The sequence below is a fragment of the Acidovorax sp. SUPP2539 genome (genome assembly GCF_030158975.1).
In the GTDB taxonomy this organism is placed as follows: domain Bacteria; phylum Pseudomonadota; class Gammaproteobacteria; order Burkholderiales; family Burkholderiaceae_C; genus Paracidovorax.
In genome coordinates this window covers 40,571-67,528 of sequence record NZ_BQXJ01000010.1, presented here as the reverse complement: position 1 = coordinate 67,528, position 26,958 = coordinate 40,571, and the positions used below count along the sequence as shown (strand labels likewise).

31 protein-coding genes are annotated in these 26,958 nt (G+C 64.7%); 25 read left to right on the top strand and 6 right to left on the bottom strand.

Features of this window, described 5'->3' with window-relative positions; translation table 11 throughout:
• The first annotated feature begins 1 nt into the window (after position 1).
• The 19 genes from AVTE2539_RS25110 (at position 2) to AVTE2539_RS25020 (ending at position 19,308) form a co-directional block, all read left to right on the top strand.
• Entirely contained in the window at positions 2 to 568 is a 567-nt protein-coding gene (locus AVTE2539_RS25110; protein ID WP_284414910.1) for a hypothetical protein, read from the top strand.
• Complete coding sequence (locus tag AVTE2539_RS25105; RefSeq protein ID WP_284414907.1) at positions 568 to 1,347, top strand: transglycosylase SLT domain-containing protein; 780 nt, start codon at positions 568 to 570, stop codon at positions 1,345 to 1,347. The genes AVTE2539_RS25110 and AVTE2539_RS25105 overlap by 1 nt, the downstream gene beginning before the upstream one ends.
• A gap of 4 nt (positions 1,348 to 1,351) precedes the next feature.
• Positions 1,352 to 1,891 (top strand): DUF2859 domain-containing protein, encoded by a 540-nt coding sequence (locus AVTE2539_RS25100; RefSeq protein WP_284414905.1) that lies wholly within the window; start codon positions 1,352 to 1,354, stop codon positions 1,889 to 1,891.
• Positions 1,888 to 4,206, top strand: coding sequence for a type IV conjugative transfer system coupling protein TraD (gene traD, locus AVTE2539_RS25095; RefSeq protein ID WP_284414903.1), 2,319 nt, complete (start codon positions 1,888 to 1,890; stop codon positions 4,204 to 4,206). The genes AVTE2539_RS25100 and traD overlap by 4 nt, the downstream gene beginning before the upstream one ends.
• 10 nt (positions 4,207 to 4,216) lie before the next feature.
• The gene (locus AVTE2539_RS25090) at positions 4,217 to 5,011 is read left to right on the top strand and encodes a DUF4400 domain-containing protein (RefSeq protein WP_284414901.1); all 795 of its coding nucleotides are present in this window, start codon (positions 4,217 to 4,219) and stop codon (positions 5,009 to 5,011) included.
• 19 nt (positions 5,012 to 5,030) lie between these two features.
• On the top strand, positions 5,031 to 5,369 hold the full coding sequence (locus AVTE2539_RS25085) for an integrative conjugative element protein, RAQPRD family (RefSeq protein WP_284399660.1): 339 nt from the start codon (positions 5,031 to 5,033) through the stop codon (positions 5,367 to 5,369).
• A gap of 37 nt (positions 5,370 to 5,406) precedes the next feature.
• A complete protein-coding gene (locus tag AVTE2539_RS25080) occupies positions 5,407 to 5,637 on the top strand; it encodes a DUF3262 family protein (protein WP_284414899.1) in 231 nt (76 codons plus the stop codon).
• A 44-nt stretch (positions 5,638 to 5,681) separates the two neighbouring features.
• Positions 5,682 to 6,107 (top strand): DUF2976 domain-containing protein, encoded by a 426-nt coding sequence (locus tag AVTE2539_RS25075; RefSeq protein ID WP_284414897.1) that lies wholly within the window; start codon positions 5,682 to 5,684, stop codon positions 6,105 to 6,107.
• Between the two features lie 18 nt (positions 6,108 to 6,125).
• Complete coding sequence (locus AVTE2539_RS25070; protein WP_284414895.1) at positions 6,126 to 6,617, top strand: TIGR03750 family conjugal transfer protein; 492 nt, start codon at positions 6,126 to 6,128, stop codon at positions 6,615 to 6,617.
• A 29-nt stretch (positions 6,618 to 6,646) separates the two neighbouring features.
• Positions 6,647 to 7,486: a PFL_4703 family integrating conjugative element protein gene (locus AVTE2539_RS25065; RefSeq protein WP_284414893.1), complete on the top strand. Its 840-nt coding sequence runs from the start codon at positions 6,647 to 6,649 to the stop codon at positions 7,484 to 7,486.
• A gap of 14 nt (positions 7,487 to 7,500) precedes the next feature.
• A complete protein-coding gene (locus tag AVTE2539_RS25060; protein WP_284414891.1) occupies positions 7,501 to 8,580 on the top strand; it encodes a TIGR03749 family integrating conjugative element protein in 1,080 nt (359 codons plus the stop codon).
• 15 nt (positions 8,581 to 8,595) lie between these two features.
• On the top strand, positions 8,596 to 10,167 hold the full coding sequence (locus tag AVTE2539_RS25055) for a TIGR03752 family integrating conjugative element protein (protein WP_284414889.1): 1,572 nt from the start codon (positions 8,596 to 8,598) through the stop codon (positions 10,165 to 10,167).
• A 25-nt stretch (positions 10,168 to 10,192) separates the two neighbouring features.
• Entirely contained in the window at positions 10,193 to 10,666 is a 474-nt protein-coding gene (locus AVTE2539_RS25050; protein WP_272552791.1) for a TIGR03751 family conjugal transfer lipoprotein, read from the top strand.
• 33 nt (positions 10,667 to 10,699) lie between these two features.
• On the top strand, positions 10,700 to 13,588 hold the full coding sequence (locus AVTE2539_RS25045) for a conjugative transfer ATPase (protein ID WP_284414886.1): 2,889 nt from the start codon (positions 10,700 to 10,702) through the stop codon (positions 13,586 to 13,588).
• The gene (locus AVTE2539_RS25040) at positions 13,585 to 14,079 is read left to right on the top strand and encodes a TIGR03757 family integrating conjugative element protein (RefSeq protein WP_284414883.1); all 495 of its coding nucleotides are present in this window, start codon (positions 13,585 to 13,587) and stop codon (positions 14,077 to 14,079) included. The genes AVTE2539_RS25045 and AVTE2539_RS25040 overlap by 4 nt, the downstream gene beginning before the upstream one ends.
• Positions 14,079 to 15,461: a TraU family protein gene (locus AVTE2539_RS25035; protein ID WP_284414881.1), complete on the top strand. Its 1,383-nt coding sequence runs from the start codon at positions 14,079 to 14,081 to the stop codon at positions 15,459 to 15,461. The genes AVTE2539_RS25040 and AVTE2539_RS25035 overlap by 1 nt, the downstream gene beginning before the upstream one ends.
• 40 nt (positions 15,462 to 15,501) lie before the next feature.
• Positions 15,502 to 16,896, top strand: coding sequence for an integrating conjugative element protein (locus AVTE2539_RS25030; RefSeq protein ID WP_284414879.1), 1,395 nt, complete (start codon positions 15,502 to 15,504; stop codon positions 16,894 to 16,896).
• Positions 16,893 to 17,324, top strand: coding sequence for a hypothetical protein (locus AVTE2539_RS25025; RefSeq protein ID WP_284414877.1), 432 nt, complete (start codon positions 16,893 to 16,895; stop codon positions 17,322 to 17,324). The genes AVTE2539_RS25030 and AVTE2539_RS25025 overlap by 4 nt, the downstream gene beginning before the upstream one ends.
• Positions 17,325 to 17,676: 352 nt before the next feature.
• On the top strand, positions 17,677 to 19,308 hold the full coding sequence (locus tag AVTE2539_RS25020) for a conjugal transfer protein TraG N-terminal domain-containing protein (protein ID WP_284414875.1): 1,632 nt from the start codon (positions 17,677 to 17,679) through the stop codon (positions 19,306 to 19,308).
• On the opposite strand, the gene AVTE2539_RS25015 is transcribed toward AVTE2539_RS25020, so the two are convergent.
• Together AVTE2539_RS25015 and AVTE2539_RS25010 are read right to left on the bottom strand one after the other, a co-directional pair.
• Positions 19,309 to 19,533 (bottom strand): hypothetical protein, encoded by a 225-nt coding sequence (locus AVTE2539_RS25015; protein WP_284414873.1) that lies wholly within the window; start codon positions 19,531 to 19,533, stop codon positions 19,309 to 19,311.
• 122 nt (positions 19,534 to 19,655) lie between these two features.
• Entirely contained in the window at positions 19,656 to 19,913 is a 258-nt protein-coding gene (locus AVTE2539_RS25010) for a hypothetical protein (protein ID WP_284414871.1), read from the bottom strand.
• 87 nt (positions 19,914 to 20,000) lie between these two features.
• Here AVTE2539_RS25010 and AVTE2539_RS25005 point away from each other — a divergent pair, with 87 nt between their 5' ends.
• Entirely contained in the window at positions 20,001 to 20,774 is a 774-nt protein-coding gene (locus tag AVTE2539_RS25005; RefSeq protein WP_284414869.1) for a SprT-like domain-containing protein, read from the top strand.
• A 1-nt stretch (position 20,775) separates the two neighbouring features.
• On the opposite strand, the gene AVTE2539_RS25000 is transcribed toward AVTE2539_RS25005, so the two are convergent.
• Complete coding sequence (locus tag AVTE2539_RS25000) at positions 20,776 to 21,219, bottom strand: hypothetical protein (RefSeq protein WP_284414867.1); 444 nt, start codon at positions 21,217 to 21,219, stop codon at positions 20,776 to 20,778.
• 72 nt (positions 21,220 to 21,291) lie between these two features.
• Between AVTE2539_RS25000 and AVTE2539_RS24995 the strand changes: the two genes are divergently transcribed.
• The 5 genes from AVTE2539_RS24995 to AVTE2539_RS24975 are packed head-to-tail and all read left to right on the top strand — an operon-like array spanning position 21,292 to position 24,346.
• Positions 21,292 to 21,765: a PH domain-containing protein gene (locus AVTE2539_RS24995; RefSeq protein WP_284414865.1), complete on the top strand. Its 474-nt coding sequence runs from the start codon at positions 21,292 to 21,294 to the stop codon at positions 21,763 to 21,765.
• Between the two features lie 6 nt (positions 21,766 to 21,771).
• Entirely contained in the window at positions 21,772 to 21,987 is a 216-nt protein-coding gene (locus AVTE2539_RS24990; protein ID WP_284414863.1) for a hypothetical protein, read from the top strand.
• A gap of 11 nt (positions 21,988 to 21,998) precedes the next feature.
• Positions 21,999 to 22,748 (top strand): DsbC family protein, encoded by a 750-nt coding sequence (locus AVTE2539_RS24985; protein ID WP_284414861.1) that lies wholly within the window; start codon positions 21,999 to 22,001, stop codon positions 22,746 to 22,748.
• A complete protein-coding gene (locus AVTE2539_RS24980) occupies positions 22,745 to 23,404 on the top strand; it encodes a hypothetical protein (RefSeq protein ID WP_284414859.1) in 660 nt (219 codons plus the stop codon). Before AVTE2539_RS24985 ends, AVTE2539_RS24980 begins: the two co-directional genes overlap by 4 nt.
• A 15-nt stretch (positions 23,405 to 23,419) precedes the next feature.
• On the top strand, positions 23,420 to 24,346 hold the full coding sequence (locus AVTE2539_RS24975; RefSeq protein ID WP_284414857.1) for a hypothetical protein: 927 nt from the start codon (positions 23,420 to 23,422) through the stop codon (positions 24,344 to 24,346).
• Between the two features lie 100 nt (positions 24,347 to 24,446).
• On the opposite strand, the gene AVTE2539_RS24970 is transcribed toward AVTE2539_RS24975, so the two are convergent.
• From AVTE2539_RS24970 to AVTE2539_RS24960, 3 genes are read right to left on the bottom strand one after another with little or no spacing between them, the layout of a single operon-like run.
• Complete coding sequence (locus tag AVTE2539_RS24970) at positions 24,447 to 25,535, bottom strand: tyrosine-type recombinase/integrase (protein WP_284414855.1); 1,089 nt, start codon at positions 25,533 to 25,535, stop codon at positions 24,447 to 24,449.
• 23 nt (positions 25,536 to 25,558) lie between these two features.
• Entirely contained in the window at positions 25,559 to 25,765 is a 207-nt protein-coding gene (locus AVTE2539_RS24965; RefSeq protein WP_284414853.1) for a hypothetical protein, read from the bottom strand.
• Between the two features lie 8 nt (positions 25,766 to 25,773).
• Complete coding sequence (locus tag AVTE2539_RS24960) at positions 25,774 to 26,955, bottom strand: CaiB/BaiF CoA transferase family protein (protein ID WP_284414851.1); 1,182 nt, start codon at positions 26,953 to 26,955, stop codon at positions 25,774 to 25,776.
• Positions 26,956 to 26,958: the final 3 nt, after the last annotated feature.

Genomic DNA, 26,958 nt, shown 5'->3' with positions numbered 1-26,958 from the left:
CATGCTGGTGATCCATTCGCGTGCTGCCATCGTTCATTGGTCCCTCGCCTTCCTGATCACGCTGGGTGCTGCAGCGCCCGCCGTCGCACAGCCAAAGACACAGCAGCAGCGCACGCAGGAGGTGACCAGCCAGCGCGGCGGCGCCGACCGTGCGGGCACGGTGCTGGACGAGAACGACCAGCTCATCGCCTCCATCTGGGGCCTCTCAAGCGAGGAGATGCTGCGCGCCAAGGTGCTGCTGCAGGGCCCTCGCAAGTCGTTCTCCGTGGAGAACCTCTCGCCCGTCGAGGCATTGGGCATCCATGCCCGCAGCGATGCGGAGCGCCGCAAATACGCAGAGATGTTCGCGCGCACCTTCCACGCGGACGTGGAGCGCTCGCTCGCCTGGAATGCCGCCTTCACGGAGGCCATGGCCCGGATGTATCCCAATGAGCCTGTCATGGACTTCAGCGGCCAGGCCAAGGTGGCCGCACCCATCGGCGCGGCGGACATGCTCAATGTGCCGCGCTCCCTGGTGGTCGATACGTTGCCCGGCACCGGCACGCCGAAGGCGTCGAAGGCCCGCTGATGCAGACGATGCTGCAACGCCGTCCCATGGTGCTGGGCTTGCTGGCAGGCATGCCCGCTTGCGTGCTGGGCGCAGAACCCATCGGCCCATGGCTGCCCTACCGCCCCGAGGACGTGAAGCGGATCGAGCCGACGGGCGCGCCACTGCCGCAGATCTCCCGCGGGGTGGCTGCGCCGACGCGCCGCATCGATCCCGTGCTGAACGACATGCGCCCGGACATCCGCCCCGCATCCATGGTGCAGAGTCACCCGCCGAAGGCCTACGCGGTCACCGCAGCGCGCATGGGCGTGCCGCCCTGGCTGCTCTTCGGCGTCGCCCTGCAGGAATCCAAGCTCAAGTTCGGCGAGCGCACCCTGCCCTACCCCTGGACGCTGTGCGTGCGGGGCCAGGGACTGCGCTACGCCGACTACCCCGAGACGCTGGCCGCGCTCAAGGGCTTCATCGCCCGCCGCGTGACCAACATCGACATCGGTGCGATGCAGGTCAACTGGCACTGGCATGGCGACAAGCTCCAGCAGCCCGAGCGCGCCCTCGATCCCTACCCCAACCTCGCCGTGGGCGCGCAGATCCTGCGCGGGCACTTCGAGGCAGGCGGCAACTGGCGCCGCGCCATCGCGCTCTATCACACGGGCTCGGACAACACCCGCGAGACCCTCTCGCGCGGCGCGCGCTATGCCGATCAGGTGCTCCAGCGACTGGGGCGCATGGGCGTGCCCGTGGCCGCTCTGCTGCAGAGCGCTCCACGTCTGGCCTTGGGAGGCTCGCATGCGCAGGCTTGATGCAATGCTTTTGGCTTCTGCAGTGATGTGGACCGCTGCTGCGAACGCCGGCCAGCCTGCACTGCAACAGATCCATGGCAGCGATGCCACCGTGCCGGTGGCACCCTACCTCGCCGCGATCGTGGGCGGCGAGGACCAGCAAGGCGTGATGCAGGGCATGACGTTTCCGCTGCGCTCCAGCCTGCGCCAGGGCGTGCTGGCGATCGAGGGCATCTCCGTGTTCAACGCCCGCTGGATGACCCAACCCATCGCGGTGATGGGCACCGACTGGGCATCGCTGCAGTGGCTGCATCTGCATCAGGACCGTCTGCGCGCGCTCGGCGCCTCGGTGGTGGTCGTCGCAGCCGGCAGCGAGGACGAGTTCAAGGCGCTGCAGCGCACCGCAGCCGGCGTGCCGGTGGCGCCCGCGCAGAGCCCATGGCTGGAGTCCCGCATGCGCGCGGCCGGCATAACGGTCTATCCGGTCTTCATCGACCTCGATGGCCGGGCACGCCAGATCATCTTCGACGGGGCCGATGACGATCTCGGGAAAGGCACGCCATGAAGAACCACGCGGTCCTGGAGGCGCTGCTGCGCCCGCCCATCGAGTTGTGGAGCGTGGCCATGGCCTGGGGCGTGGCCCTGGTGGCGGTCGTCGCGCCTTGGGCGCTCATGATGCCGCCCCTGCTGGGCTGGGTGGCGGCAGTGATCGCCTTCGCGTTCGGCTACCAGCGCCTGCGCCAGGCGCTGCAGATCCTGCGCTACCAGCACTTCATGAAGTACTACAAGGTCACGCGCATCTCGCCCTCCAAGATTCCGGTGGGCAAGGACGAGTACTACCTGGGCGAGGGCTTCGAGTGGACGCAACTGCACACCCAGCGCAAGCGGGATGCCACGCGCACGGAAGCGGAGCCGTTCGTCAAACCCAGCGCCTCCGAGATCGCCCGGCGCCGCTGGGGCACGAAGCTCAATGCCGAACTCCAGGCCAAGCTGCACACGCAGCCCTCCCAGTTGGGCCGGCCTTCCCACCCTTCCCAACCCACAATCCTGGTGCGTGCCCTGGCGGGCGCGCTGTCCAGCGAGGCCTGGTTCAATCCTCTGCGCTCCCATCCCGACCTGGGCGGCTCGCCCATCCTGCACGGCGTGGGTGCGCTGCAGGAAGGCCCCGTCAAGATGCGCCAGTCCTCGCGCTCCGGCCACATGATCGTCATGGGCACCACGCGCGTGGGCAAGACGCGCATGCTGGAAATGTTCGCCACCCAGGACATCCACGCCGGCCACGTGACCATCGTGATCGATCCCAAGGGCGATGCGGAACTCATGCTGCGTCTGTACGCGGAAGCCGCCCGCGCAGGCCGGCTGGACCAGTTCTACCTGTTCCATCTGGGCTACCCCGAGATTTCCGCGCGATACAACGGTATCGGCAATTTCGCGCGCATCACCGAGGTGGCCACGCGCGCGACCAATGCCCTGCCGTCCTCCGGCAACTCGGCCGCGTTCAAAGAGTTCTCCTGGCGCTTCACCAACATCGTGGCGCAGGCCCAGGTGGCGCTCGGGCGCGTGCCGACCTACGAGACGCTGCTCAAAGATGTGACCGGCATCGACGGGCTGTTCATGGACTACGCCCGCATGATCTTCACGCGCCTGGCGGCGCAAGGGCAGCACACCGACTGGGAAAAGCGCGTTGCCGCCCTCGAAGCGGTCGTGGGCACCAAGGGTGGGCCGGCCGTGCCGCGCAGCCTGGCCGACCGCACGCCCGATCTGGTGGCGATGTTCCTCTGGATCAGGGACTCCAAGGTCGAGGACACGGTATTGCGAGGCTTGGCTGCCGCGTTCAGCTACGAGCGATCATTCTACGAGAAGATCATCGCCAGCCTCGGGCCGTTCCTGGAAAAACTTACCACCGGAGCCGTGGGCAAGCTGATCTCCCCGGACTACTTCGATGCCAGCGACAAGCGGCCGGTCTTCGACTGGATGACCGTCATGCGCCAGGGCGGCATCGTCTATGTGGGCCTGGATGCCCTGTCCGACTCGGTGGTGTCCTCGGCCGTGGGCAATTCCATGCTGGCCGACCTCGTGAGCGTGGGCGGCAAGCTCTACAAGACCGGGCTCGATCCGCACCACCCGGATGGCAAGCTGCAACTGCCCACCGTGTGCTGCCATTTCGATGAGGTCAATGAGATCGCAGGCCCCGAATTCGTACCCATGGTCAACAAGCTGGGCGGGTCGGGCTTTCGAATCACGGCCTACACGCAGTCGATGTTCGACATCGAGGCGCGCGTGGGCGACAAGGCCAAGGCCGGGCAGATCCTGGACAACTTCAATCACCTGGTGATGCTGCGGGTGCGTTCGGTCACCACGGCCAACCTGCTGGCCGAGCAGGTGCCGCAAGTGGAGGTCGTGCACCTCACGCCCATGTCCGGCGTCACCGACACGGCGGCGCAGGGCACGGGCGTGGACTTCACGTCCCGCAACGACGACATCGTGACCACCACCAAGGTGGCGATGATCGAGGCGGCCGACCTTCTCAGCCTGCCGCAGGGCCAGGCGTTCGCGCTGCTGGAGGGAAACCGACGCTTCAAGATTCGCATCCCGCTGGCGGACTCCACCAACGATCCGTTCGTTCCCGAGTCGCTCAAGAAGGTGGCCAGCGACATGCGCAACCGCTACCGCACCAGCGAGCAATGGGCCAAGGAGACGGACTGGATGGGCGACTGGATGGCCGCGCAGCCGTTGGGCGCCGCGGCCGCGGACCTGATCGCCACCGACCTGGCGCACGAGGACTCGGATGCAGGCGAAGACGGTGTGGATGCAACGGGGGCAAACGACGCCGCGATGACCAGCACGGCCCTGGGCCAGATCATGAGGCACGGATCATGAAGGAGCTGTCATGAGCGACGCGCCTCCCAAGGGACCGGTGCGCCCCCGCACGCGCGGCCCCGTCGAACTCGTGCTGGAGATCGGCATCGGCCTGACCTTCGTGGCGTTGTTCTCCTGGTTCGTGGGCATCCTCATCGAGATCGGCGGGATGTACCTGCTGTGGAAGGACGAGGGAGTGGTCCATGCACGCACGCTGGTGGAGCAGGACCTGGTATACATCGCCGCCGCGCCGCGCAGCCTCCTGGTGCCCGACACGGTGGCTTTCTCCCAACGGATCGTGCGGTGGGTGCAGATGCCCTATGAGCGGCTCGGCGTGCTGCGCTGGTATGCGCGCTTCAACGGTCCGCAGGCGGCGCCTGAGCCCACGCCATCGCACGCCACCGCCGCAGTCGGTGGCAATCCGCGGGAGGGCAGTCCCTTGTCCAAGGGTGTGGGTCAGGTCAGCCGCTCCATGGGCAAGCTCCTGTCGCAATGGGCGCTGGTGTCGATGTACGTCGCGCAGGACGTGCTGCTGCGCATGTCGGTGGCGCTCTTCGCCCTGCCCGCCTTCATCCTCGCCTGCCTGGTGGGGGCCGTCGATGGCCTGGTGCGCCGCGATCTGCGCCGCTGGGGCGGCGGGCGGGAAAGCTCCTTCGTCTATCACCACGCCAAGCGCTACACCGCCTGGTCGCTCACCGGCGGCTTCGGCCTCTATCTCACCTGGCCCTTCGGCGGCTTCAACCCCGCCTACATGGTCCTCGTTTTCACCGTCCTCGTCGCCGCCACCCTCTCGACCACCGTGGCGGCATTCAAGAAATATGTCTGAACCCATCAGGAGAACCATGATGCAATCCCCGCCCTCCCACGAAACTGGCCAACGCTGCCGCAGTGCCTGGCTGATCGCCCTGCTGCTGGCGGCGGGCGCGGCCGCAACCGTTCCCGCGCACGCCGGCGACGAGGACACCGAGCGCGAGCACCTGGCGCGCATCGCGCACGAGATCGAGCGCGTGCAGGCCATGGTGGCCACCGCCGCGCAGGATGCGCCCACCGGCCAGCGCGTCAAGTTCCGCTACGACTGGCTGGCCAGCGACTTGCAGATGCTGCGCGAGGGCATCGAGCGGCACACCGACACCCCTCGCCAGCCGCGGCCCGTGGCGCCGCTGCGCGGCGACTACCGCCAGTGATCCCTGCTTGCCGCACACCAACTGCACGGACACCCCCATGAACCAGACCATGCGCGAGGCCTTTCGCACCGGCTCGGGCGCCGATCCCGCAACCTTCAAGACCACGCTCACGCTCATCGTGAGCGCCGTGGTCCTGACCTTCTTTGCCTGGATCGTGATGCAGCTCATGGATGCCTACCGCCACGAGCGCGTGACCGCGGTGCAGGCCACCATCGCCGGCGTCAAGGCCATGGTGCTGCTCTCGCTCGTCTTGTACGTCGTGGTCTAGCCGCGACCGTTTTCCATCCCACTTTCATTGAAGGACCCATTCATATGCCATTGTCCCCATTGCGCCGTCTGCAAAGCCTCCAGGCGCTCGCCCGCAACACCCTGTCCCTCGCCCGGGACCGCGCAGCCCGTGCATTGCTCGCTCCTGCCGTGGCCCTGATCTGCACTCCCGCCCTGGCAGCGCTGCCCACTATGCCCAAGCCCGGCGAGGCCATCGGCGGCGGCACGGTCGCCGAGGGCGACTGGCTGGGCAACATGGGGGCCCTGATGAAGGCCGGCCTCATCATTCTCGGCCTCGTCATCGTGGGCTATGGATTCATCCATGTCGTTGCCGGTGCGATCTCGAAATGGCGCGCCTACACCGCTGGAAAAGCGGAAAAAGCCGACCTGGTGGAGTATTTCATCATGGCCGGCGTACTCGGTGGGTTCATGGTGATCATGGTGACCTACGCGCTGGAAACCATCAAGTGAACCGGCAAGTCGCGCTGAATGCCCCGCACTCCCGACAGCCATCCAGACGCACCGCAGCACTTTGCAGCTTCGCGCGGGGCCCCGCTGACCGCTCACGTGAACGTCGAGCCATCGATCTTCAACGGGATGACCACGACCGAGGCCAAGGTGATCGCGGCCGCGGCACTCGCTGCCTGTCTGTTCATGGGCGCCATCGTCACCACGTTCACGGGCCTGTGGCAGGTCATGCTGATGCTCGCGATCTTCGGGCCCATGGCGGTGCTGTGGTTCTCCTCGACCTGGCTAGCCCGCATCAAGCGCGGCCGGCCCGATGGCTACTACACCCAGTACCTGCACCTGTGGGCCGCTCGCCGGGGATGGGTCCGGTGCCGCTTCATCGGGCACGAGGGCTGGTGGGACCTGGGGCGCTCCTTCGAGGGATCCCTCGCCTCTTCCTTGAGGCCACCGAGGGAGGTGCGCAGGGATCCGCACGGCCAGTCCCCTGCCGACACACCTCACCGACCGGATTGATCCGCCCGATCAACTGAGCCACCGACACCATGAATCCCTACCTCGACGCCCTGTCATCGGCCCGGGCACAGAACGCCACGCTGCGCCACGCGATCCTCATCGTCGCAGCCATGGGCGCCCTGGGCATGTACTACGCCCACTCCATGCCCAAGAACCTGGACCTGCACCTGGCGCCCAACGTCAAGGCCGGCGACAGTGTGCACGTGGAGAGTGGCAACGCGCCCGTGCCCGACACCAACGTCTATGGCTTCGCTTACTACATCTGGCAGCAGGTCAACCGCTGGCAGGCCGATGGCGCCAAGGACTATGGCTCGCAGATATTCTCCCTGCAAGCCTTCGTGACGCCAGCCTGCCGGGCCCAACTCGAAGCGGACATGCAGTCGCGCTACAACAGCGGCGAGTTGCGCTCGCGCACGCGGCAGATGACGGAGATTCCCGGCTTCGGTTACTCCAGCGCGCGCGTGGTCGCGGACGGCCCGGATGCCTGGACCGTGCTGCTGGACATGCAGCTCATGGAGAGTTTCCGGGGCCAGCCCGTCAAGGATGCGTTCATCCGCTACCCGCTGCGCATCGTCCGCTACGACGTGGACCGCGAGAAGAATCCCTGGCGAATGGCAATCGACTGCTATGGCGCCAACCGTCCGGCGCGCCTGGAGATGAGCGAGGTGCAGGCGGTGCGCAGCGGCCAGGCCGCGCCCAAGCTGCCCACCACCCTCACGCCCGCGGCCCTGCCGCGCACGGCCGACCAGCGCGCGGACCCCAACAGTCCACAGGCGACGCCCCTGCAGGCCCAGGGCGCTGTCGGGTCTGCTCCTGCCAGCACCTCGTCCAGCGCGCCCAGCAACTCATCCTCCTCCGCTTCCCAATGAAGTTTCAACGCACCATGCACCGATTCACTTACCGACTCACTGCGCTGGCCGCGGTTCTGGCGGGTTCGATGTTGCCCTCCCTGTCGCATGCGCAGGAGGTCAGACAACTCTCCCTGGCCAACGTCCCGCCAGACATGATCGACGCCAGTGCGCAAGGTGGCGGCAAGCCAGCGGGCAGGAACGACGTCGATCTGGGTCAGGATCTGTCTCCCGAGGCTGCCGGCGCGCAGTCCGGCTCATTCGGAACCGCAGCGGGTTCGCCCGCACGGGCAGCCGCCCAGGCCGTGCGCACATCGTCGTCCGCGTCCCGCACGCGCCGCCCACCCGCCACGGGCGCTGCCGCCCGCGCCGGCGTGGAGCGCGCCGTCTTCGAGCGCGCGCCCATCGCCGTGCCCCTGCCCGTGGGCCGTGAGCGGCTCATCACGCTGCCGGCGCCCGCTGCCCTGCATGTCCCGCGCGACATGGAGTCGGTGGCCCGCCTGGAGGTGATCGACCGCACGCTGTATGCGACCGCCCTGGTCCCCTTCACCACCTTGCGCATCGTCGCGGAACTGGTGGACAGCGGCCAGCAGATCCCGATGGATCTCGTTGCGGGCGAGAGTACGGCTTCGGCCACTTCCGAGCTGGAGGTGTTCGTGGTCGAGCCGGGCAAGTCCGGCCCCGCGGCAACCGCCACCGCCGGTGCCGCAGGGGGCGTCACCGCGGCCAAGGAGGCCGAGCCGGAGAAGCCCGCGGCCGACATGGTGCAGCTCACCCGGTATGCGGCGCGGATGCTCTATGCACCGCGGCGCCTGGCCTACGACCTGCCCGGCGTGCGCCAGGTCGAGGTGGGCACGCAGCCCGTCACCGGCCTGCTGCGTGGCGCCCAGGTGGAGGCCGCGCCCCTGGGCCAATGGCGTTCGGGCAACCTGTACGTGACGGCCGTGCGCGTGACCAACCGCGCCAGGACGCCCCTGGAGTTGCCTTTGGAGGACCTCCGGGGACGCTGGATCTCCGCGACCGCGCAGCACGGGCGCATCGGCCCGGCCGGCAGCGACTGGGATACCACCGCCCTGTACCTGGTGTGCGAGCGCGCCTTCGAGGCCTGCCTGTAACAGGAGAGCGAGCCCATGGCCACCACCAGCAACAAAATCATTCCCGTCCTGGGCACCGTCGGCGCCGCCGTCATCATCGGCGTGCTGTACCAGCAGTTCTCCGGACCCGCCCAGCCGAAGGCGGACGCGCCTATGAAGGCCGTCCCCGATCCCGCCAGGGCCAAGGCCGGCCTCCCCAAGGCGACCGGCGCCGACAACGACACGCCGGCCGAGACACTCGCCACCGTGGTGGCCAGCAATACGCAGCTGCGCCAGGACGTGGCCAAGATCATCGAGACCAACAACCGCCTGTCCGAGGAGAACCGGCGCCTGGGGGGTACGGGTGGTAACGCAGGTGCGGGTAGCCCGGCGCAGGCCAACAACCCCAGTGCCGCCTCCGTTCCGGCACCACAGGCCACCGCCATCGATCCCCCCTCCGCCGAAAAATCCGCCCTGGGCAACGCGATCGACACCGCCGCAGAGGCTGCGGACACGCTCATGAAGGGCCTGCCTGGTTCGCCAAGTTCGTCCAGCTCGTCGACCACGCGCGGCCCGTCCACGGGATCGCAGGCCGTGCCAGGCTCGCGTGCCGGTGCGGCGGGCTGGTCGGATGCCGGTGCCGCTGCCCAGGCCGATTCGGCCGCCGGTGTGGTCCAGTACAAGCTCATGACTCCCATGGGCTACGTCGCGCACGTGGACCCGGCGCGCGGATCGGGCGCCGTGGCCACGACGCGGTTCGTGCGAACCACGCAGGCGAGCGGCGACGCCGGCATTGCAGGGCCGGCAGGACCCGCCACGCAGGCCGCAAGAGCCGCCGCGCAAAAAGCCGAGGACATCCCCTTCTTCACATTGCCCGAGAACTCCACGCTGGCGGGCGTCACCGCCATGACCAGCCTCATCGGCCGGGTGCCCATCGATGGCCGGGTGACGGACCCCATGCAGTTCAAGGCCATGGTCGGGCGCGACAACCTCGCCGCGAGCGGCTGGGAGCTGCCGCCCGACATCGCCGGCATGATCGTGACGGGCGTTGCCATTGGGGACATGGCGCTGTCTTGCTCCGAAGGCAAGGTGCGCTCGATCACCTTCGTCTTCAACGACGGCACCGTGCGCACCGTGTCCTCCCGCAACCGGGGCGGCGGGATTTCCACGGGGAGCGGATCGGGCGGTTCATCTGGCGGCGACATCGGCTTCATCTCGGACCTGCACGGCAACCCGTGCATCCCGGGCAAGTTCGTGACCAACGCAGCGAGCTACCTCACCGACATCAGCATGCTGCGCGGCCTCGGTGTGGCCGGCCAGGCCTTCGCCGACGCGCAGCGCACGCAGCGCAACAACAACGACGGATCGACGTCCTCCTCGATCACGGGCGACCGGGGGCGCTTTGCCATGGGCCAGGCCGTGAGCGGCGCCACCGACGAAGTGACCCAGTGGATGCTCCAGCGCCTTCGCAACAGCTTCGATGCCGTGATCGTGCCGTCCGGCAAGCAACTGGTCATCCACCTGGACCAGGAAATCCGCCTGGACAAAGCCGTCAACGCCCGCCGCCTGGTGCATCGCCAGCAGGGGGGCACCCAAATCGCACGAGGAGAACGCCATGGTCTCGAATGACCTCATCCCAACGACATCACGTCTGATGCCTGCAGCCTGTTTGTCCCTGGTCCTGCTGGGCACCGGCTGCTCGGTCACAGGAAACCGGGAATCGCCCATCAACGAGGTTACCCGCGGTAGCCCGACCGTGCTGGACATCTACCGCGGCAAGGCCTCGCCCAAGGATGACGAGGGGGCCCAAACCGCCCGCACCCGTACCGCGCAGGACCGCCTGCGCGAGGCGTCGTCCGCCAGGCCCATCGCCGCTGGCGATGCCGACACCCAGCGCTACTGGTCCGCCCTGGAGCCCATGCGCCAGCGCTTCGCCCGCGTGCCCAACCCCGATCTCGTCATGGTGGTCTATCCGCATCTGGCTCGCGGCACCTACCCGGTGCCGGGTTATGTGACCACGTTCCCGATGTACGAGCAGACCTTCTACGCGCTGCCGGGAGAGGTCGAGCAGGACCTGCGGGCCGTTAGCGCTGTGCAAGGTAAAGCCGGCACCCGTCCCTCTCGCTGACATCACGCCTTTAGCCCACGACAACCACGCACGATGCTCCTTGACTTCATCCGACCCAAGCGCGCTCCAGGCCCACCTGCCAGCGGCGCAGCCGCCACCACCCCATCCAACGGCCAAACGGTGGGGCAACGCCGGCGCATGGCCCTGCGCCCGCCCTCCTTCACCGACATGCTGCCCTACGTCGCCTACCAGGGCGAGGACAAGGTGTTCGTACTCAAGGATGGCGCCACCCTCGGCGCGATGTTCGAGCTGTCGGCCATCCCCACGGAGGCGCAGGCCGCGGAGTTCCTGGCCGAGCATGCCCTCAAGGTGCAGGAGGCCCTGCAGGCGCTGCCCGAATCGGACGCATCGCCCTGGATCGTGCAGTTCTTCGCCAACGACGATCGCAACCTGGGACCGCTGGCGGGCGCATTGAGCGACTACATCGCCGAACAGCACAAGGACTACCCCGAGCGATGCCGTGCGATCCTGGACTCGCGCTTCACCCAGTCGGTCCTGGCCGAGATGTCCAGGCACCTGGATCTGGTCTCGCGCCCGCAGGGCCTGTTCACAGACACGCTGGTCACGGGCCAGGTCTGGCGCGGCCAGGTGCGGCGCGTGCGCTGCTGCATCTACAAGCGCTTCGCCGGGCTGGCCGACGACCCGGCGCCGCCCACCGCGCAGATCGAGTCGGTGGCGATCACCCTGATGTCCACCTTCAGCGAGGCGGGTGTCGCCGCGCGCCGCTGCACCGGCCGCGACCTGTACGAATGGCTGCTGCCGTTCTTCAACCGCGCCGTGCCCTGGGCTAGCACGCCCACCGACCTTTTGCGCCAGGCGCCCTACCCCACCGATGAGGGCACGGGGTGGCCCCAAGCGCCCCTGTTCGGCTGCGACCTGTCGGACCTGCTCAACCTCTCGCCCCCGAAGTCCGACCTGGCGGCCGGCACGTTCGAGTTCGATGGCTTGCCCGTCAAGGCACTGGCTCTGCAGAGCATGCGCAGTCAGCCGCAGATCGGCCACTTCTCGGCCGAACTGCAAAGCGGCAAGGAGAGCTTCGCGCGCCTGGACCGCCTGCCCGCCGGCGCCATGCTTTCCATCTCTCTCACCGTGCAACCGCAGCACCAGCTGGAGCGCCACATCGAGCGCATCCGCGATGCCTCTCGCGCCAAGTCCGCTGCAGCCATGGAGACGCACCGCGAGTGCGAGCAGGTCCTTGCCCGGATGGTGCAAGGGGACAAGCTCTACCCCATGATGATGACGCTCTACGTGAGCGGACACGACACCGCCGACCTGGAGCAGCAGATCTCCCAGGTCAATGCGCTGCTCGTGCCCTCGGGCCTGCGGTTCATCGATTCCAAGCACGACCTGGTGCCCCTGGACACCTTCATGCGTGGGCTGCCCTTCAACTTCGATCCGGCATTCGACAACCGTTCACTGCGCCGCTCACGCCTGACCTTCGCCTCCCACGCCGCCGCGCTGCTGCCCGTGTATGGACGGGCGCGCGGGACTCCCCACCCGGGCATGTGGTTCTGGAACCGCGGCGGCGAGCCGCTCTGGGTCGATCCGCTGAACCGGCGGGACCGCAAGAAGAACGCGCACATGCTCGTGCTGGGCCCTACGGGCGCGGGCAAGTCGGCCACGCTGAACTACCTGGCCATGATGACCATGGCCATCCACAAGCCTCGCCTGGTGATCGTGGACGCGGGCCGCTCCTTCGAGCTGCTGCTCGCGTACTTCAAGGGCATGGGCCTCTCCACCCACCATGTCACGCTCACGAGCGAAGCGGACGTATCGCTGCCGCCCTTCGTGCATGCCTTGCGGCTGCTGGACGATCCCGATGTCATGTCCTCCTACAACGCGGCCGAGCAGCAGGCCCGGGTCAACGCCGGCGTGCCGGACGACGAGGGCATCGACATCCTGATCGGCGAATTGGATGAGGAGCCCTCGGGCACCCAGGCCGCAACGGCCACGCCTGGACAAGACCAAGATGACGAAGGGACGGAGCGGCGCGATCTCCTGGGCGAGATGCTGATCGCCGCCATCATGATGGTCACCGGCGGAGAAAAACAGGAGGTCGCACGCATGGGCCGTGCCGACCGCTACCTCGTCTCGCGGGCGATCATCCGCGCGTCCGTGCGCTGCCGAAAGGAAGGCCGCACGCACCCGCTGACCCAGGACGTGGCCATCGAACTCATGGGCATGCACCGCGACGAGACGCTCTCCGGCCCGCGCCAGATGCGCGCGGAAGAAATGGGCCAGTCCATGATGACCTTCACGCAGGCGCTGCGCGGCAAGCTCTTCAATCGCGAGGGCCAGGACTGGCCAGACGCGGACGTGACCCTCATCGAGATGGGCACGCTGACGCAAGACGGCTATGGCGACGCCCTGGCGGTGGCCTACACCAGTCTCATCGACTCGGTGCAGTCGCGCGGCGAGCGCACGCAAGCCGAGGGCCGCCCCATCGTCTTCCTGACCGACGAAGGCCACTTGATCACCACCAACGAGCTGCTGGGCCCGAAGATCGCCAAGGGCACCAAGATGTGGCGCAAGCTGAACATCTGGTTCTGGCTGGCGACGCAGAATTTGCAGGATTTCCCGGACTCTATGGAGCGGGTGCTCTCCATGTGCGAATACTGGATGCTGCTCACCATGGATCGCTCGGAGATCGCCGAGGTCGCGCGGTTTCGCAGCCTCACGCCCGAGCAGCGCCATCTGATGGAGTCCGCCCGCAAGGAGCCGCCCAAGTACACCGAGGGCGTCATCATCTCTGCGCTCGGCCAGATGCTGTTTCGCAACGTGCCGCCTGCGCTGCCGATCGCCCTGGCCATGACCGAAGGCCATGAGAAGGCGCACCGGCGCCGGCTCATGGACCAACACGGCTGCACCGAACTGGAGGCGGCCATGCTTGTGGCCGAGGAACTCGTGAAGGCACGCGGATGAGCGCCGTGCATCGGATCTGCTCGAAATTCCGGCCGTGGGCACTGGCATTGCCGGCGTTCATGATGGCCTTCCTTGCCCAAGCTCAGGTCATCCTGGGCGATGACCTGTACCGGGGCATCACGCAAGTGGAGGTCTTCGCCAACTCGGCCATGCTCGTCACGCCCCAGCGCTCGGATCGATACAAGCTCGACATCTACCGGCTGGACGCCATGTCCCGGGTGGAGCAGTCCATCAACCAAGCGCTGCCGCAAAACGAGGCCGATGCCCGCGCCTGGCTCGCGGCGAACGAGGCACGCATCCGCCGACAGGTGCAGCCCGTGGTGGCGAATGCCGCCAATGGCATCACCCTGGCGATGCACTACCGCATCGACCGGCTGCCGGCCATCGTCGTCAACCGGCAGACCGTGGTGTTCGGGATGACCGACGTGAATGCCGCGCTGGCGGCCTTCCAGCGCGCTCGACCAGCCTCTGGGCCGAGGGGCTTGCAATGATGAGCCCTTCGTCTTTCGGCCGCGTAACGAGCACCCTGGCAGCGCTGCGATCCGGCTCCATCGCTCTGGCCGTGGCTGGCACATTTGCCATGGCGCCAGGTGCCTTGCTTGCGCAGACCACCAACACGGTGGCGATCCTGACCGCCACCTTGCAATCTTTCCCCAGTTGCCTGTCCTACCAGGTCAAGGGGATGTGCTTCTTCCTGCGCTGCACGATCAAGGGCTGCGCCATCCTCTCCTCGATCCGCGTGAGCCATTACGTGCCCGATGCGATCGTGAGTACCTACAACGACCCGCTGATGCATCCCTGGCTGGAGGTGGGCAAGCCGATCGCCGCCACCATGGCCGTTGTCGGTTCTGCTATGGCCGGCATGCCGCTGGATTCTGCGGCCGATACGGCGCGCGATGACACCGAGATCACCACCTTCAAGGGAGCGGACGCCATCGGCAATCCCGTGGGCATGGTGGCGAGCGTCCTGTCCAGCGGCACTCTGCCGAACGTCCCCTCGGTGTTCGGCATACCCGGCCTCACGGAGTTGATGGACTTCCCCTCCGAAGAGTTGCCCAACATTCAGCGCGAATGGATGTCCGTTCCCATGGATGCCGCCAACTCGGTCCTGCAGGGAGCCGCCAGCCTGGCCAAGGCGCCGATGGACATCATCGGGAAAATCTCCAGCCTTCCCGGGCGCCTGTCGCAGCTGCAGTCGGCGGCCGGCAACGTCGGCAGCTTCCTGGGCTCCACCAGCGGGCTGGCGACCCTGGGCATGAATGGCGCGGCTCTCGCGGGCATCGACCTGGGGCCCCTGCAGCAGGTCGTCTCCATCGCCTCGCTGGCTGGCGGCAGCACCGACCTCGGTGTGGGCAGTCTGTTCTGTCCGGGCGGCGCTTCCGCATTCGGCTTGCATTACCAATCCGAACTGGATGCGCTCTTTTGGCGCGGCATCCTGCCGGTGGAGATGCTGTACCCATCTGCCTGGGTGCCCACACGCAAGGAGGTGAGCCATTCGGCAATAGCCAGTACCTGGGGCAGCATCTACCCGCGCACGGGAGAGGTGGTCCAGCAGCATCCGGTCAAGGCCTCGGCCGTGCTTGCGGAACGCGTGGCCAGCATCATCAAGAAGCGCGCGCAACCCCACATCTACAAGCGCCTGGAGACCAGTGGCGGCTACAAGTATTTCTCATCCATTGAGGACTCCGACACCCGCTGGTCGATGGTGTATCCCCGAACCGATACCAGTTGCGTGCGGTTCGGGGAAAACGACTCGCTATCACTGCTTTCCTTCGGCGATGGCCGCACCAGTGCCAACGGCTACGTCTGGAACCTTTGGAACAAATACGACTGCTGCCAAAACCGCGGCATCTACCTGTTCTCGGTCCCATGACCGCCCGAAACCTGCCTCAAGCACCCGTCCCTGCTCTCCAATGACCGCCAAACCTTCCACCCATCCCACCCCTCGGCGCACCGCCATCGCGGCGGCAATCGTCTGCGTATTCGCCTTGGTCAGCACGCCCGCTGTCCATGCACAGCCCGTCTCCAACTCCACGCTCTACTACCGCATGGGCGGCGGCACGCCGGGCGGCGGCGCCAACAACCGCGGGCAGACCTCCCAGGCCCTGGGCCTGCAGGCCAACCTGCGCCTGAACTACTCCTGCGGCAAGTTCGATGTGGGCATGTCCTGGGGCAACATCATGAACAACATCTCGCGGCTGGGTCAGCAGGTGACCAATGCCGTGCAGGCGGGCATCGCCTCGCTGCCGCTGTACGTCCTGCAGCGTGCCCAGCCGGGCCTGTACCAGCTCTTCCAGAACTACAGCCAGAAGGCGGATCTGCTGGTCGCCTCTTCTCTCAAGACCTGTGAGGAAACCGAGGCCATGATCAGGGCCGGCCAGAATCCCTATGAGGACTGGATCAAGATGGCCAAGGGCGATGCCTGGAAGGTCAAGGCCAATACGTCCGGCGACATCGTGCAGGCCAAGATCGACATCAACAAGAACGAGGAAGCGCAGCGCACGGGCGTCAACTGGGTGTTCGGCCAGAAGGCGGGCGGCATCAACTCGCTCCCCCTTCGTCCCATCCGGGATCTCTCGGTGGCTGGCTACAACGCCACGCTGAACAAGTCCGTCACCGCCTCCTCCAGCACCAGCTATGCCGGCTCGACCGACAAGTCCACGCGCTTGGTGCAGGCCTTCGCATCGCCGGACGACCTGGCCAAGTTCACCACCGAGGTGCTGGGCGACAAGCGCGTCTATACCTGCTCGCAAAGCGCGGATTGCCCCACCGCGACGGCGGTGACCACGGCGTCGGGCCTGGGCCCGAAGTACGAAGCCGAGGTGGACCAGGTGCTGCCGAAGCTGCAGGCGATGGCAGGCGCTCCCTCGGGCAGTCCCTACGCCGATCTGAACACGATCGCCGCGCCCGGCATGGCCATCAGCCCGCAGCTGCTGGACGCGCTGCGCAAGTTGCCTCCCGACACGCGCGGCATCGCTGTGACCCGGCTCGGGCAGGAGTTGGCGATGCACCGGGTGATCGACAAGGCGCTGGTGGCGCGCGCCGTGCTGCTCACGGGCCTGAGCCTACCCGAGGTGACGGCCGCGGGCGACGCCATGCGGGACACGCAGTCGCAGATCGACCGGCTGACGCAATTCATCAACGACCTGATGTTCGAGGCCCGGATTCGGAAGGAACTGACCTCCGACACGGCCCTGGCCATCATGGGCAGCCAGTTCCAGGCCGACTCGCGCTCGATGCGCGTGCCCGATGGGCGGGCAGCCGATCCGCAGCCGATGGAAAACGGTCGCGTGAAGGTGACGCCATGAGCACGCAGCCTCTCGATCCGCAAGAACCTGCAGATGAAGCGAAAGCGCCACGCCCGGGCACGCCGCGGCGCCGGCTGCTTCGCTTGGCGGTCATCGGACTGGCCTGGTTGGCCGGCGCCAGCGCGATGGGGTTCGTACTGGTCGCGCTGCTGTCGCACCTGCAGGTGCGGCCAAAGACCCTGGCCACGCTCCAGATTTGGGCGACCGACATTCGGCACTACGGTGCGCTGGTGCAGTGCATCGCGGTGGCCGGCATCGGCATCTGGTGGCACGCCATCGTGGCCTGGGGGGCGCGCCGCGGCATCGTGCGGCCGCAGGAGCATGCACAGGTGATTGCGCTGCGGCCGAAGGTGATGGCGTTCTGCATCGCCTACCTGTTGCTCATTCCGATCGGACCCACCACCTTGCTGCGCTGGCTGCAGGCATGACAGGCGTCCAGGCGCCGCTAGATCTCACTGCTCCATTTGGCGCAGTGAGATTCGATGAAACCAATCCAGAAGAAATCGATGTCGAAGATCCACCTCAAACCGGCCTTGATCTCGTTGAGCGGGGCCACGCCCCTGCCCTGCGCTTGCCCCTCTGCCCTAAGAGTGCGCCACGTCCACCGCCTGCTCACGCAACTCGTGCACGCGCTGCAGGAGCCAGGTCGCCCAGCCCTGCCTGCCGCCCTCCTGGCCACGTTGGAGGAGCCGGCGGCTGAATGTTTGCCCGCCGAGTCTGTCCAGTTGCCAGGCACTCCTCGCAGATTGCACTGATCCGAACTCACCTTCCGCCACCACCATGCAGCTCGACAGCTACCTCGAAATCTTCACCACCATGTACGGGTGGGCCTTCGCCAACATCATCGGCGAGGTGATCACCGGCACCGGCCTGGTGATCGTGCCCTTCGCGGTCATCCTCTTCAACGCCTGGCGCGAGGCCAAGGAGCAGGGCCTGGAGAGCGCCGGCGTGCTGCCGCTCCTGGAGCGCGTGGGCATGAATATCATGGTTGCCCTGTTCGTGATGTCGCTGTGCTTCGCCACGACGCCCATCACGTCGCTCAACTCCGTCAACCTGAGCTACACGCCTCCCGCAACGCCCTTGGAGCCCAATCCCACCCCCGCCTCACGCAACAGTGGCACGGGCTCGGGCTATGACACCGCTATGAAGGATTCGACGGACGGCACCATGAGCCCGGCGGGCAACCTTTCCTATGTGCCTGCCTGGTGGTTCTCGACCATGGCCATCTCATCCGGTATCAACAGCGCCGTGCGCGCCGGCATCCGCAGCGGCGACTCGCAGATCCGCATGGTCGAGGACATGGCCCGCACCGCCACCATTCAGGACCCGCGCGTGCTGAACAGCATTCAGCGCTTCTACAGCGAGTGCTTCATACCGGCACGAAGTCGCTATCTGGCGGCGGCGCCTGGCGCCCTGTCCGCGACGGGCCAGGGTGTGGTGGCGATGGATAACAAGGAATACGGGCCCACGGACGTGGACTGGATCGGCAGCCAACTGTTTCGCACGGAGCCGGGCTACTACGCCGACATGCGCTCCTACAACCCGGTGCCGGGGTTCCAGGTGGACTTCTCCCGGGACATCGACTACTACAACCCGGCCAGCGGCATCGCACCGCCCCACTCCGGCGTGGTGAATCCCGAGTGGGGCCGGCCCACGTGCAAGCAGTGGTGGGAGGACAGCGCACAGGGTGTGCGTGAGCAGATGGTGGGCCACGCCGGCAGCTTCGGCAAACTCGTGGAAGTGGCTGGCAGCGCGATGAGCTGGAGCAGCCCGGATCAGGCCAGGGACGCCTTTGCAAAGCTCGCTCAGACGAAGGCCAATCCGCACTTCGTGGATTCGGATCGCATCATGGGGAGCGACTATGACGTGATGACGACCGTAGGACGGTCATTGACAGGCGCTGCCAGCACATTGGGTGTGGGCTGGGAGGCTGGGTTGGCGAGCATGTCGATGCTGCCTTTGATGACGGGTCTCCCAATGATCCAGGCACTGGTGCTGATGGCGATCTACATGTTCCTGCCGCTGATCACATTCCTGAGCGGTTACGACCTGCGCGTGCTTTTCTACGGAGGCGTGGCGATATTCACGGTAAAGCTCTGGGGCGCAATGTGGTTCATCGCGCAGTGGATTGATGCCAGGCTCATAAATGCCATGTACCCCGGGGGACAGGGTTGGGTCATTACTCAGGAAATTACCCAGATCGCAAACGGATCAGTGCCCGCAGGATACAAACGCATGATTTTGAACATCCTGCTAATGGCGCTCTTTATTGGGTTGCCGTTGGTTTGGACTGCAATGATGGGTTGGGTCGGCTTGAAAGTTGGTGGAGAACTCGGAGAAATGATGAAAGGCGCCGAAAAAACAGCATCGGCAGCCGGAAAAAGGACTGGCAATGTCGTCGGAAGAAAATAATTAATCGCCGTAAATATTTTCGTAGTAGTTTAATTCTGATGCCGATATTCTTCCCATAGAAAAAGCGCTTCGAGCCTCAGAGGCAGAAGCTATTCCTGGGCCTTGGCGTATCAAATTCCAGAATGCTCCCGCGATTACAGGCAAAAAAATCATGAAAACGCGCAGCAAGAGTTTGCTGCCATGAAAAAGCAGTCGCCAAAAATATTGATTCATTTTTGTTTGCATGCCCTCAAGGCTCCCTTGTTATTGATGCCCGAGATCATCGATACGCGCTGTTGGCGTGTCAATGCTTTGTAAGCGAACGGCTTGTAACTTTCTGCCGAAAGCCACATTCGTTTCGGTCCTGGCTAATGTGAGATCAGCGGGACATCGATCCCCGATGCGGTCACCAAGAATCCAGCTGCTTTCGCTTCGACGGCCAGTTTCCCTCCCAGGATTGCGTCGATCTCCCGGACCTTGATTTCCATCGCCCTACACCCGGCGGCATGTTCAGCGAGCAATTGTTGCATCTGAATCGGGTTCAAGACGAGCCGCACAGGTGGTGATTGTCCGGGCCGTGTGTGGCGGTAGATCGCACTGATGATGGTCTCATACAGGTGAACCATGTACTTCTTCTCCCTGCTCTCTCGATGGTAAAGCACAGCATCTTGTATTGCGCAATACAAATCAATAATGGCCTACAAAAACGATAGATGACCGAAGTCAGCACGCCCACCCAGCAAACCTACAACGAACTACAGCAGGCCTACAGCCACTTCAACCAAGCGCTCTTCGCTGGATCACTGCCCGGTTGCCTTATCACGCTGCAGCGCGAAAAGCGCACATGCGGGTACTTCTCGGCCCAGCGGTTCGCCAACCTGGAGGGCGGCATGACGGACGAAATCGCCATGAATCCTGCCTACTTCGCCGTGGTGCCTGTGGTGGAAACGATGCAGACGCTGGCCCATGAGATGTGCCACCTGTGGCAATCGCATTTTGGAAAGCCCGGGCGTGGCCGCTACCACAACGAAGAATGGGCATCGAAGATGGAGGCCATCGGCCTGATGCCCTCCTCCACCGGCAAGCCCGGGGGCAAGCGCACGGGAGACATGATGGCGGACTACGCCATCGAAGGCGGTCCGTTCCTCAAGGCATGCGCCGAGTTGCTCACCCGCTCATTCCGGATCAGCTGGTATGACCGCTTCCCTGCGCCAGAGCATGTGCGCGCGGGCCAAGGCAGCATGGGCATGCACTTGGCTGCGTCAGTGGGCGGTGGCAGCGTGCCGGCGCAGTCCATCGCCGTGATGGCCAGCTTGGTCAATCCAGCGGCCATGCCAAGCGACGACGGTGAGGGGAACCCTAAGCCCGCGGTGAACAAATCGAACCGCGCCAAATACGTTTGCTCGTGCGAGAAACAGGTGTGGGGCAAGCCTGGATTGCTGCTGATTTGTGGGAGCTGTCAATCCAGATTCTGGCCGCAGACGTGAATCAATATCTCTCTCTTTGCCAATAAACGAATCCGTAGCCTCCACCGCAAAGAAGCAAGAAGCCCAGGAGTTTTGTGTACCACTGTGCCCACCAAGCCCTATGCAACTCCGGGTCTAAAAAATGCGGAAGATCCTTGTGGGAGTAATAATCAAGGGCTGGACCAATCGCCAGCCAAGTCAATCCCAGCAAGGCAGGCCATACCACATTCAAGCACCCTTGATACCAAGCAAAGCCAGCCGAAGCCAATATAACCAAAAGTGCAATCGCTACTTTGAAGAATGTGGCTAGGTCAAGGCCTACGCTTTTCGCAGCCGCGCTGAAAATTAAGAACGCGGCGATTCCCAGTATCAGGATCAATGCTCCTTCATTCGAATTATTTCCGCTCATCAAAAATCCCTTTCTTGATTGAAATGTTTGCTTGCCATGAAAAGCTTCCATCGTCAAGCCTAAACCGTCTGCCACGTGGCGACGGGTTTTCGGCTGACGGCATGCGACGCGCTCCCTACAGTGCCGTCCATGCCAATTCACGATGCTCCTGCCCCCGCGATGGATTCCACGCGCGTATCGCACGCTGCCGAGTCCACCATCCTCTGGTCCTCCAGCGAAGGCCAGATCACCAATGCCGGCGCCTTCACCATCGCCCTGCTCTTTTGCTGGCTGGTGGTGCCCGTTGCCTGGGCCCTATACCGCTATCTGCGCACGGCGAACCATCGCTACGTCTTGACCGACCAGAGGTTGCTGGAGCATTCGGGCATCGTGGTCAAGCGCATCGAGGCGCTCGAACTGTACCGGGTGAAGGACCTCTCGGTTTCCGGGAATCTGTTACAGACGGTTTTCGGGCGGGGCCGTATTGTCCTGCTCTCCACTGACAGCACCAATCCCACCCTGGTGATCGATGCCGTGCCCAATGCGGCAGCGGTCTCCCAACTCATCCGCGATGCCGTGGAGCGCTGCCGCGCAGCCCGTGGCGTGCGTGCTTTCGACTACTGATCCGCAATGGCCGAATACCAACTCGCCCGCGAGAGGCTTGCGGCCGAACGCAGGGCCGCAGGCCTGCGGCTCTTGCTGATCACGACTGCCATCGCTCTTGGCGCCGGCATCGGCCTGCTTTGGGACGACGCATCGTCGTTCCATGGCCTGGTTCGCGTCGGCGGCCTGGGCACCTTGGCCGGCAGCGTGGCACTCCTACTGACCCATCCCAAAACGAAATGAGGAAATCATCGATGTCCCAGATCCATCGGCCGCGGCTGCGCGCCATGCTCCTGCGCGCAACTGTGCTGGCCAGCCTGTCCCTGTCCGTGGGCGCGCAGCCGGTTCCACCCAGCCTCAAAGCCACGATCGAGCAGAACACCGCCGGCAAGGTCCGGGTCGAGCAGATCACCGTCTCCCCCATCCCCGGCATCTACCAGGTCGTGTCGGAAGGTGAGATCTTCTACACCGACGCCTCGGGCCGTTTCGGCTTCGTCGGCGGTGCCATGGTGGACATGAAGACGCAGCAGGACCTCACGGCGCCGCAGCTCGAAAAGCTCAACAGCGTTCCCTTCGCCAGCCTCCCGCTCAAGCATGCGATCAAGGAGGTACATGGCAATGGCCGCCGCAAGGTGGCGGTGTTCGAAGATCCGCAATGCCCGATCTGCCGTGTCTTCACCAAGTTCGTGGACCAGCTCGATGATGTGACCGTGTATCGGTTTATGTTCCCCGTCATCAGCCCGGAGTCCGCGCAGCTTGCGCGGGCAGCGTGGTGCTCGCCCAGCCGGGCCGACGCCTGGCAGCAGGTGATGGCGGGCCGGCGCCTGCAGGGCCGCGAGGACTGCGAGACCAGCGGCTTGGTCGAGATCCTGAAGTTCGGCGAGAAGCACCGCATCCAGAACACGCCCACAGTGATTCTCGGCAACGGCAAGCGCTTGGTGGGCGCCACGCCGCCCGAGCAGTTCATCGCCGAGCTGGATGCCAGCGGGGCCGAGAGCAAATGAATCAGATCCAAAGGGAGAACGACGGCATGAAAGCATCGAACATGAAGAGAGCGATCGCATCGGGCTTGGTGGCCACCGCGGTTTGCATCGCCGCCGGCGTCGCGGGTGCGCAAGAGCGAGGGAATATCAAGTTTCCGCCTGAGTTGAAATGGAAGTTAATGCCGCTGGTGACTTTCAACTATCCGGAGTATCACGATGGCACGCCAGAGCAGAAAAAGCTGCTAGAGCCGATCTGGAAAGAAAACATCGAATCGACGCCGCTCAATTTCAATCGAAACGACGGCAGCAGGCTGGGCAGCTTCATCCTGTATCAAACGCATGAGGATAGAGAAAACAAGTACATCTTCACGATGTTCAACGCGGCCAAGTCCAAATGCGAAGACCCGCCCAATGGCCCATTCGTGCAAAAAGGCTATGTTCCCCCGATGTACAGCATTTGCCCCATGCGCGTGATCGTGGAAGAAAAATCCACCGGCCGCAGGAAGCAAAAGGATTTTCCGAACTACTGCCACCTGTTCATAGACGACAAAAACACACCGCTGGCACAGAACCACACGGAGTTCGCGTTTGACGACAAGACCGGCAGCGCCTACTTTCGGGTGGTGCAGTATGGAAAGCCGGCACCCGAGTGTGATCGTGCGTTGCACCTCGGATGACAGGTGCCAGTAAACATGCAACGCACCCTCTTTGCGCTTTGCTCGGCGCTGCTTCTGGGCTGGCTGGCGCTGCTCGCCACGCATCTTCCTGCTTCGGCTCAGCAACGCTTGGTGACCAATGACCGCGTCACCGCCGATCAGGTGTCTCAAGCGATCGCAAGGTCACCTAACGCCAGCCAATGGCTGCGCGCGAATGCGAACGCCGTGGGTAACCTGGCCATCAACGTCGAGAGCGGTGGCTTCCTCTCGGTCTACAACGGTTCATGCTGTTATGGCGTCCTGCAGATGAACAACGACAACATTCGTCGGTACGCTCAGGTTTCACCCGATGAGTTCAGAACCTGGAGCCTGCAACGTCAAGTGGACGCATGGTCGAGCGTCATGTCGGAGGCTCTACAGGCCAACCCCGCACAGGCCCTGGCGGCTCTGGGCACGTTCGATGGCCGCCGCGTGGACGCAAACATGATCCTTGCCTGCGTTCAACTGGGCATCGGCAACTGCCAGCGCATGATCGCCTCCGGGCGCTGCTCGGGCTTCGCCGACTCCAACGGGACGACCATCTGCGGCATGGCCGATCGCATCGCGGGTAATGCACCCTCCCCCACCACGCCTGGCACCACCGCGCCTTCCACGCCGATTTCTGGCGGGAGCGGCATCGCATTCAACGACGGCTGCATCCGCGGGTCCGACGGCCAGTGCGTGCCCGTCACCGAGGCGCTGCGCATCGGCTTCGAGCAAGGCTCGGGCGTGTCCATGGCACGCATGCGCTCCATCATCCAGATGCTGCTGGTGGCCATCACGCTGCTGGTCGTCTCCAGCGCCCTGGTGGGCGTATGGCAGCAGTACGCCCGCGGCGTCATCGACAAGGGCACGATGATGGAATACATGCAAAAAGGCTGCGTCATCGTGATGATCGTCTTTGCCGTGATGACGATTTTTTGATTCAGGAGATCATGCGATGGAGAAAAAAGTGACCGACGAAATCATCGACAGCGCCGTGCAAGGTGTCGCAGGCTCCGCAGGCACGGTCCTTGGCTCACTTCTATGGTTCGCTCAGAAGTTGTCGTTCGTTGGGGCCTTGGTGTCGGCCGCTGGACTTGCGTGCGCTGTGCTCATGGGGGCGGAGCAGCTGTTCACATGGTTTTACTGGCTGATCGGCTGCTCGATCACGGCGTTGGCGCTCGGCATCTTGACCCGACAGCGGTGATGCGGCTCTGCCAAGCGGTTGCCGTTCGTAGAGGATTCCGCGGGGATGGTGCCGCTCGATGACTCCTCGCAAGTAGCCCATGGACGTCCTAGCATAGATGGTAGTGGTCTGCAGGCAGGCATGTCCCAGCAGCATCTGGATCACGCGCAGATTGGCTCCGGCCTGGTACAGGTGAGTGGCGAAGGCGTGCCGCAGCGTGTGCGCCGTCACCATCGGCAGGCCTGCGGCATCGGCGTGCCGGCGAACCATGCGCTGCAGCACACAGTAGTCCAGAGAGCCAGAGGCGCTCGCATGAACGAACAGGGCCTGGACTGGGTGCTGGCCAGCTTGAAGCAGAGCGGGGCGCGCTTCGCACATGTAGCGCTCTAGCCAGTGCGCGGAGTGCTCCCCGAATATAACGAGCCGCTCTTTGCCACCTTTGCCCATCACCTGGGCTGCACGGGTGCGCAGGCACAGTTGATGCGGCCGCAGACTCAGCAGTTCCGCGGCACGCAGGCCGGATGAGTACAACAGTTCCAGGATCGCACGGTCGCGCAGGCCCAGGGCGAACCGGGTGTCGGGCTGATCCAGAAGCCTGCGCACCGTGCGTTCGCAGGGGACGTACCCCAGGCCTTGCTGGTGGAGTCGGCGCCGCGGTGGCGAGATGAATTGCCAGGGGTCGTACTCCACCATGCTCTCACCTGCCAGCCAGGCGTAGAACCTGCGCAGCACCCAGGTCTTCTTGTCCACCGTGGACTGGGCGTGCCTGCGCAACTGCTCGTCCAGCCAAAGCCGCAGGTGCGAAGCGGAGACGTCCAGCCGCGTGATGCCGAATCGGTTTCGCAGCCAACGCTGCCACTCCCCCAGTGCATAGTTGACTACCTGCAGGGTGCCTCGCGCATAACCACATTCGTGCTTCAAAAAGTCCTGGAAGCGCTCTTCCACGAACAGCTTCGGTCGTGCCCCGCTCATGACAGGCCACCCCATAAGCACGATTCCTGAGCGTCGGCAATTCCAATCAATGCGGCAGCATCCGCAGGCCCCATCGAGGCTGCGACGACTTTCTTGCAAAGGGCGCTCGGAAGATGTTCCTGCGAGTTTCCACGCATGGGAGGAAGGCTGCGAGCGCGCGCGATCCATCCGCCGGCGAATCCGGCCTGAATCTTGAAATCCATGGGGGTCCCTAAATCGCGCCGTGGGCGCGCAGGTCTTTGATGGCTTGGTCTGTCAGACCGGCTTCACGCAGTAATGCGTCGGTGTGCTGGCCTACCGCGGGGATCGGCTCCATGCTGGCTTGCCAGCGGTTGCTTCGCCCTGGAGGCAGCAAAGCAGGCAGCGGACCGACTGGCGAGTCCACTTTGCGCCAGCGCTCGCGTGCTTTCAGTTGGGGGTGGGCCCACAGCTGTGCCATGTCATTCATGCAGGCATTGGCAATTTGCGCTTTTTCGAGTCGCGCCACCACTTCGTCAGTGGTCAACTTGTCGAAGACGTTCAGAATCAGCTGCCGAAGCTCATCCCGGTGCGCATTGCGTTGCGTGCTGTTGGCGAAACGTGGCGCCTGAGCGAGCGCGGGCTCACGCAAGACAACGGTGCAGAAACTTTCCCATTCCCGCTCGTTTTGCACGCCCAGCATGACCTTGCCACCATCGCCCGCGGCAAATGGTCCATAGGGGTAGATCGTTGCGTGGGAAGCGGCGCTGCGCTCCGGAGGCGGTGCCCCCTCGAAGGCGTAGTACATCGGAAAGCCCATCCACTCCACCAGAGACTCAAGCATGGAGACATCGATGTGGGCACCCTCCCCTGTCTTCTCGCGCCGTAGCAGCGCCGCAAGGATGTTGGTATATGCATACATGCCCGCAGCGATGTCGGCAATCGAGTTGCCGGTCTTGCAAGGCGACTCCTCTGTACCCGTTATCGAAAGCAGGCCCGCTTCGCTCTGAATCAGCAAGTCATAGGCCTTCTTGTCCCGGTATGGCCCGTCGTCACCGTATCCGGAGATGTCGCAGACCACCAGGCGGGGATTGGTGTGGGAAAGGCTGGCGTAATCCAAGCCCATGCGGGCCGTGGCGCTGGGCGCAAGGTTCTGCACGAACACGTCCGCCTTCTCGATCAGTCGCCTGAGCACGTCCAGCGCCCGTGGCTGCTTCAGATCCAGCGTCAGGCTCTTCTTCGATCGGTTTGTCCACACGAAGTGCGATGACATGCCCCTCACCCGCTGGTCGTACTCGCGCGCGAAATCCCCTGACTCTGGGCGCTCTACTTTGATGATGCGCGCGCCCAAATCCGCCAGCTGACGGGTACAAAAAGGCGCTGCGATCGCATGCTCCAGAGAGACAACGGTAATGCCTTCGAGAGGTCGGGTCATCGC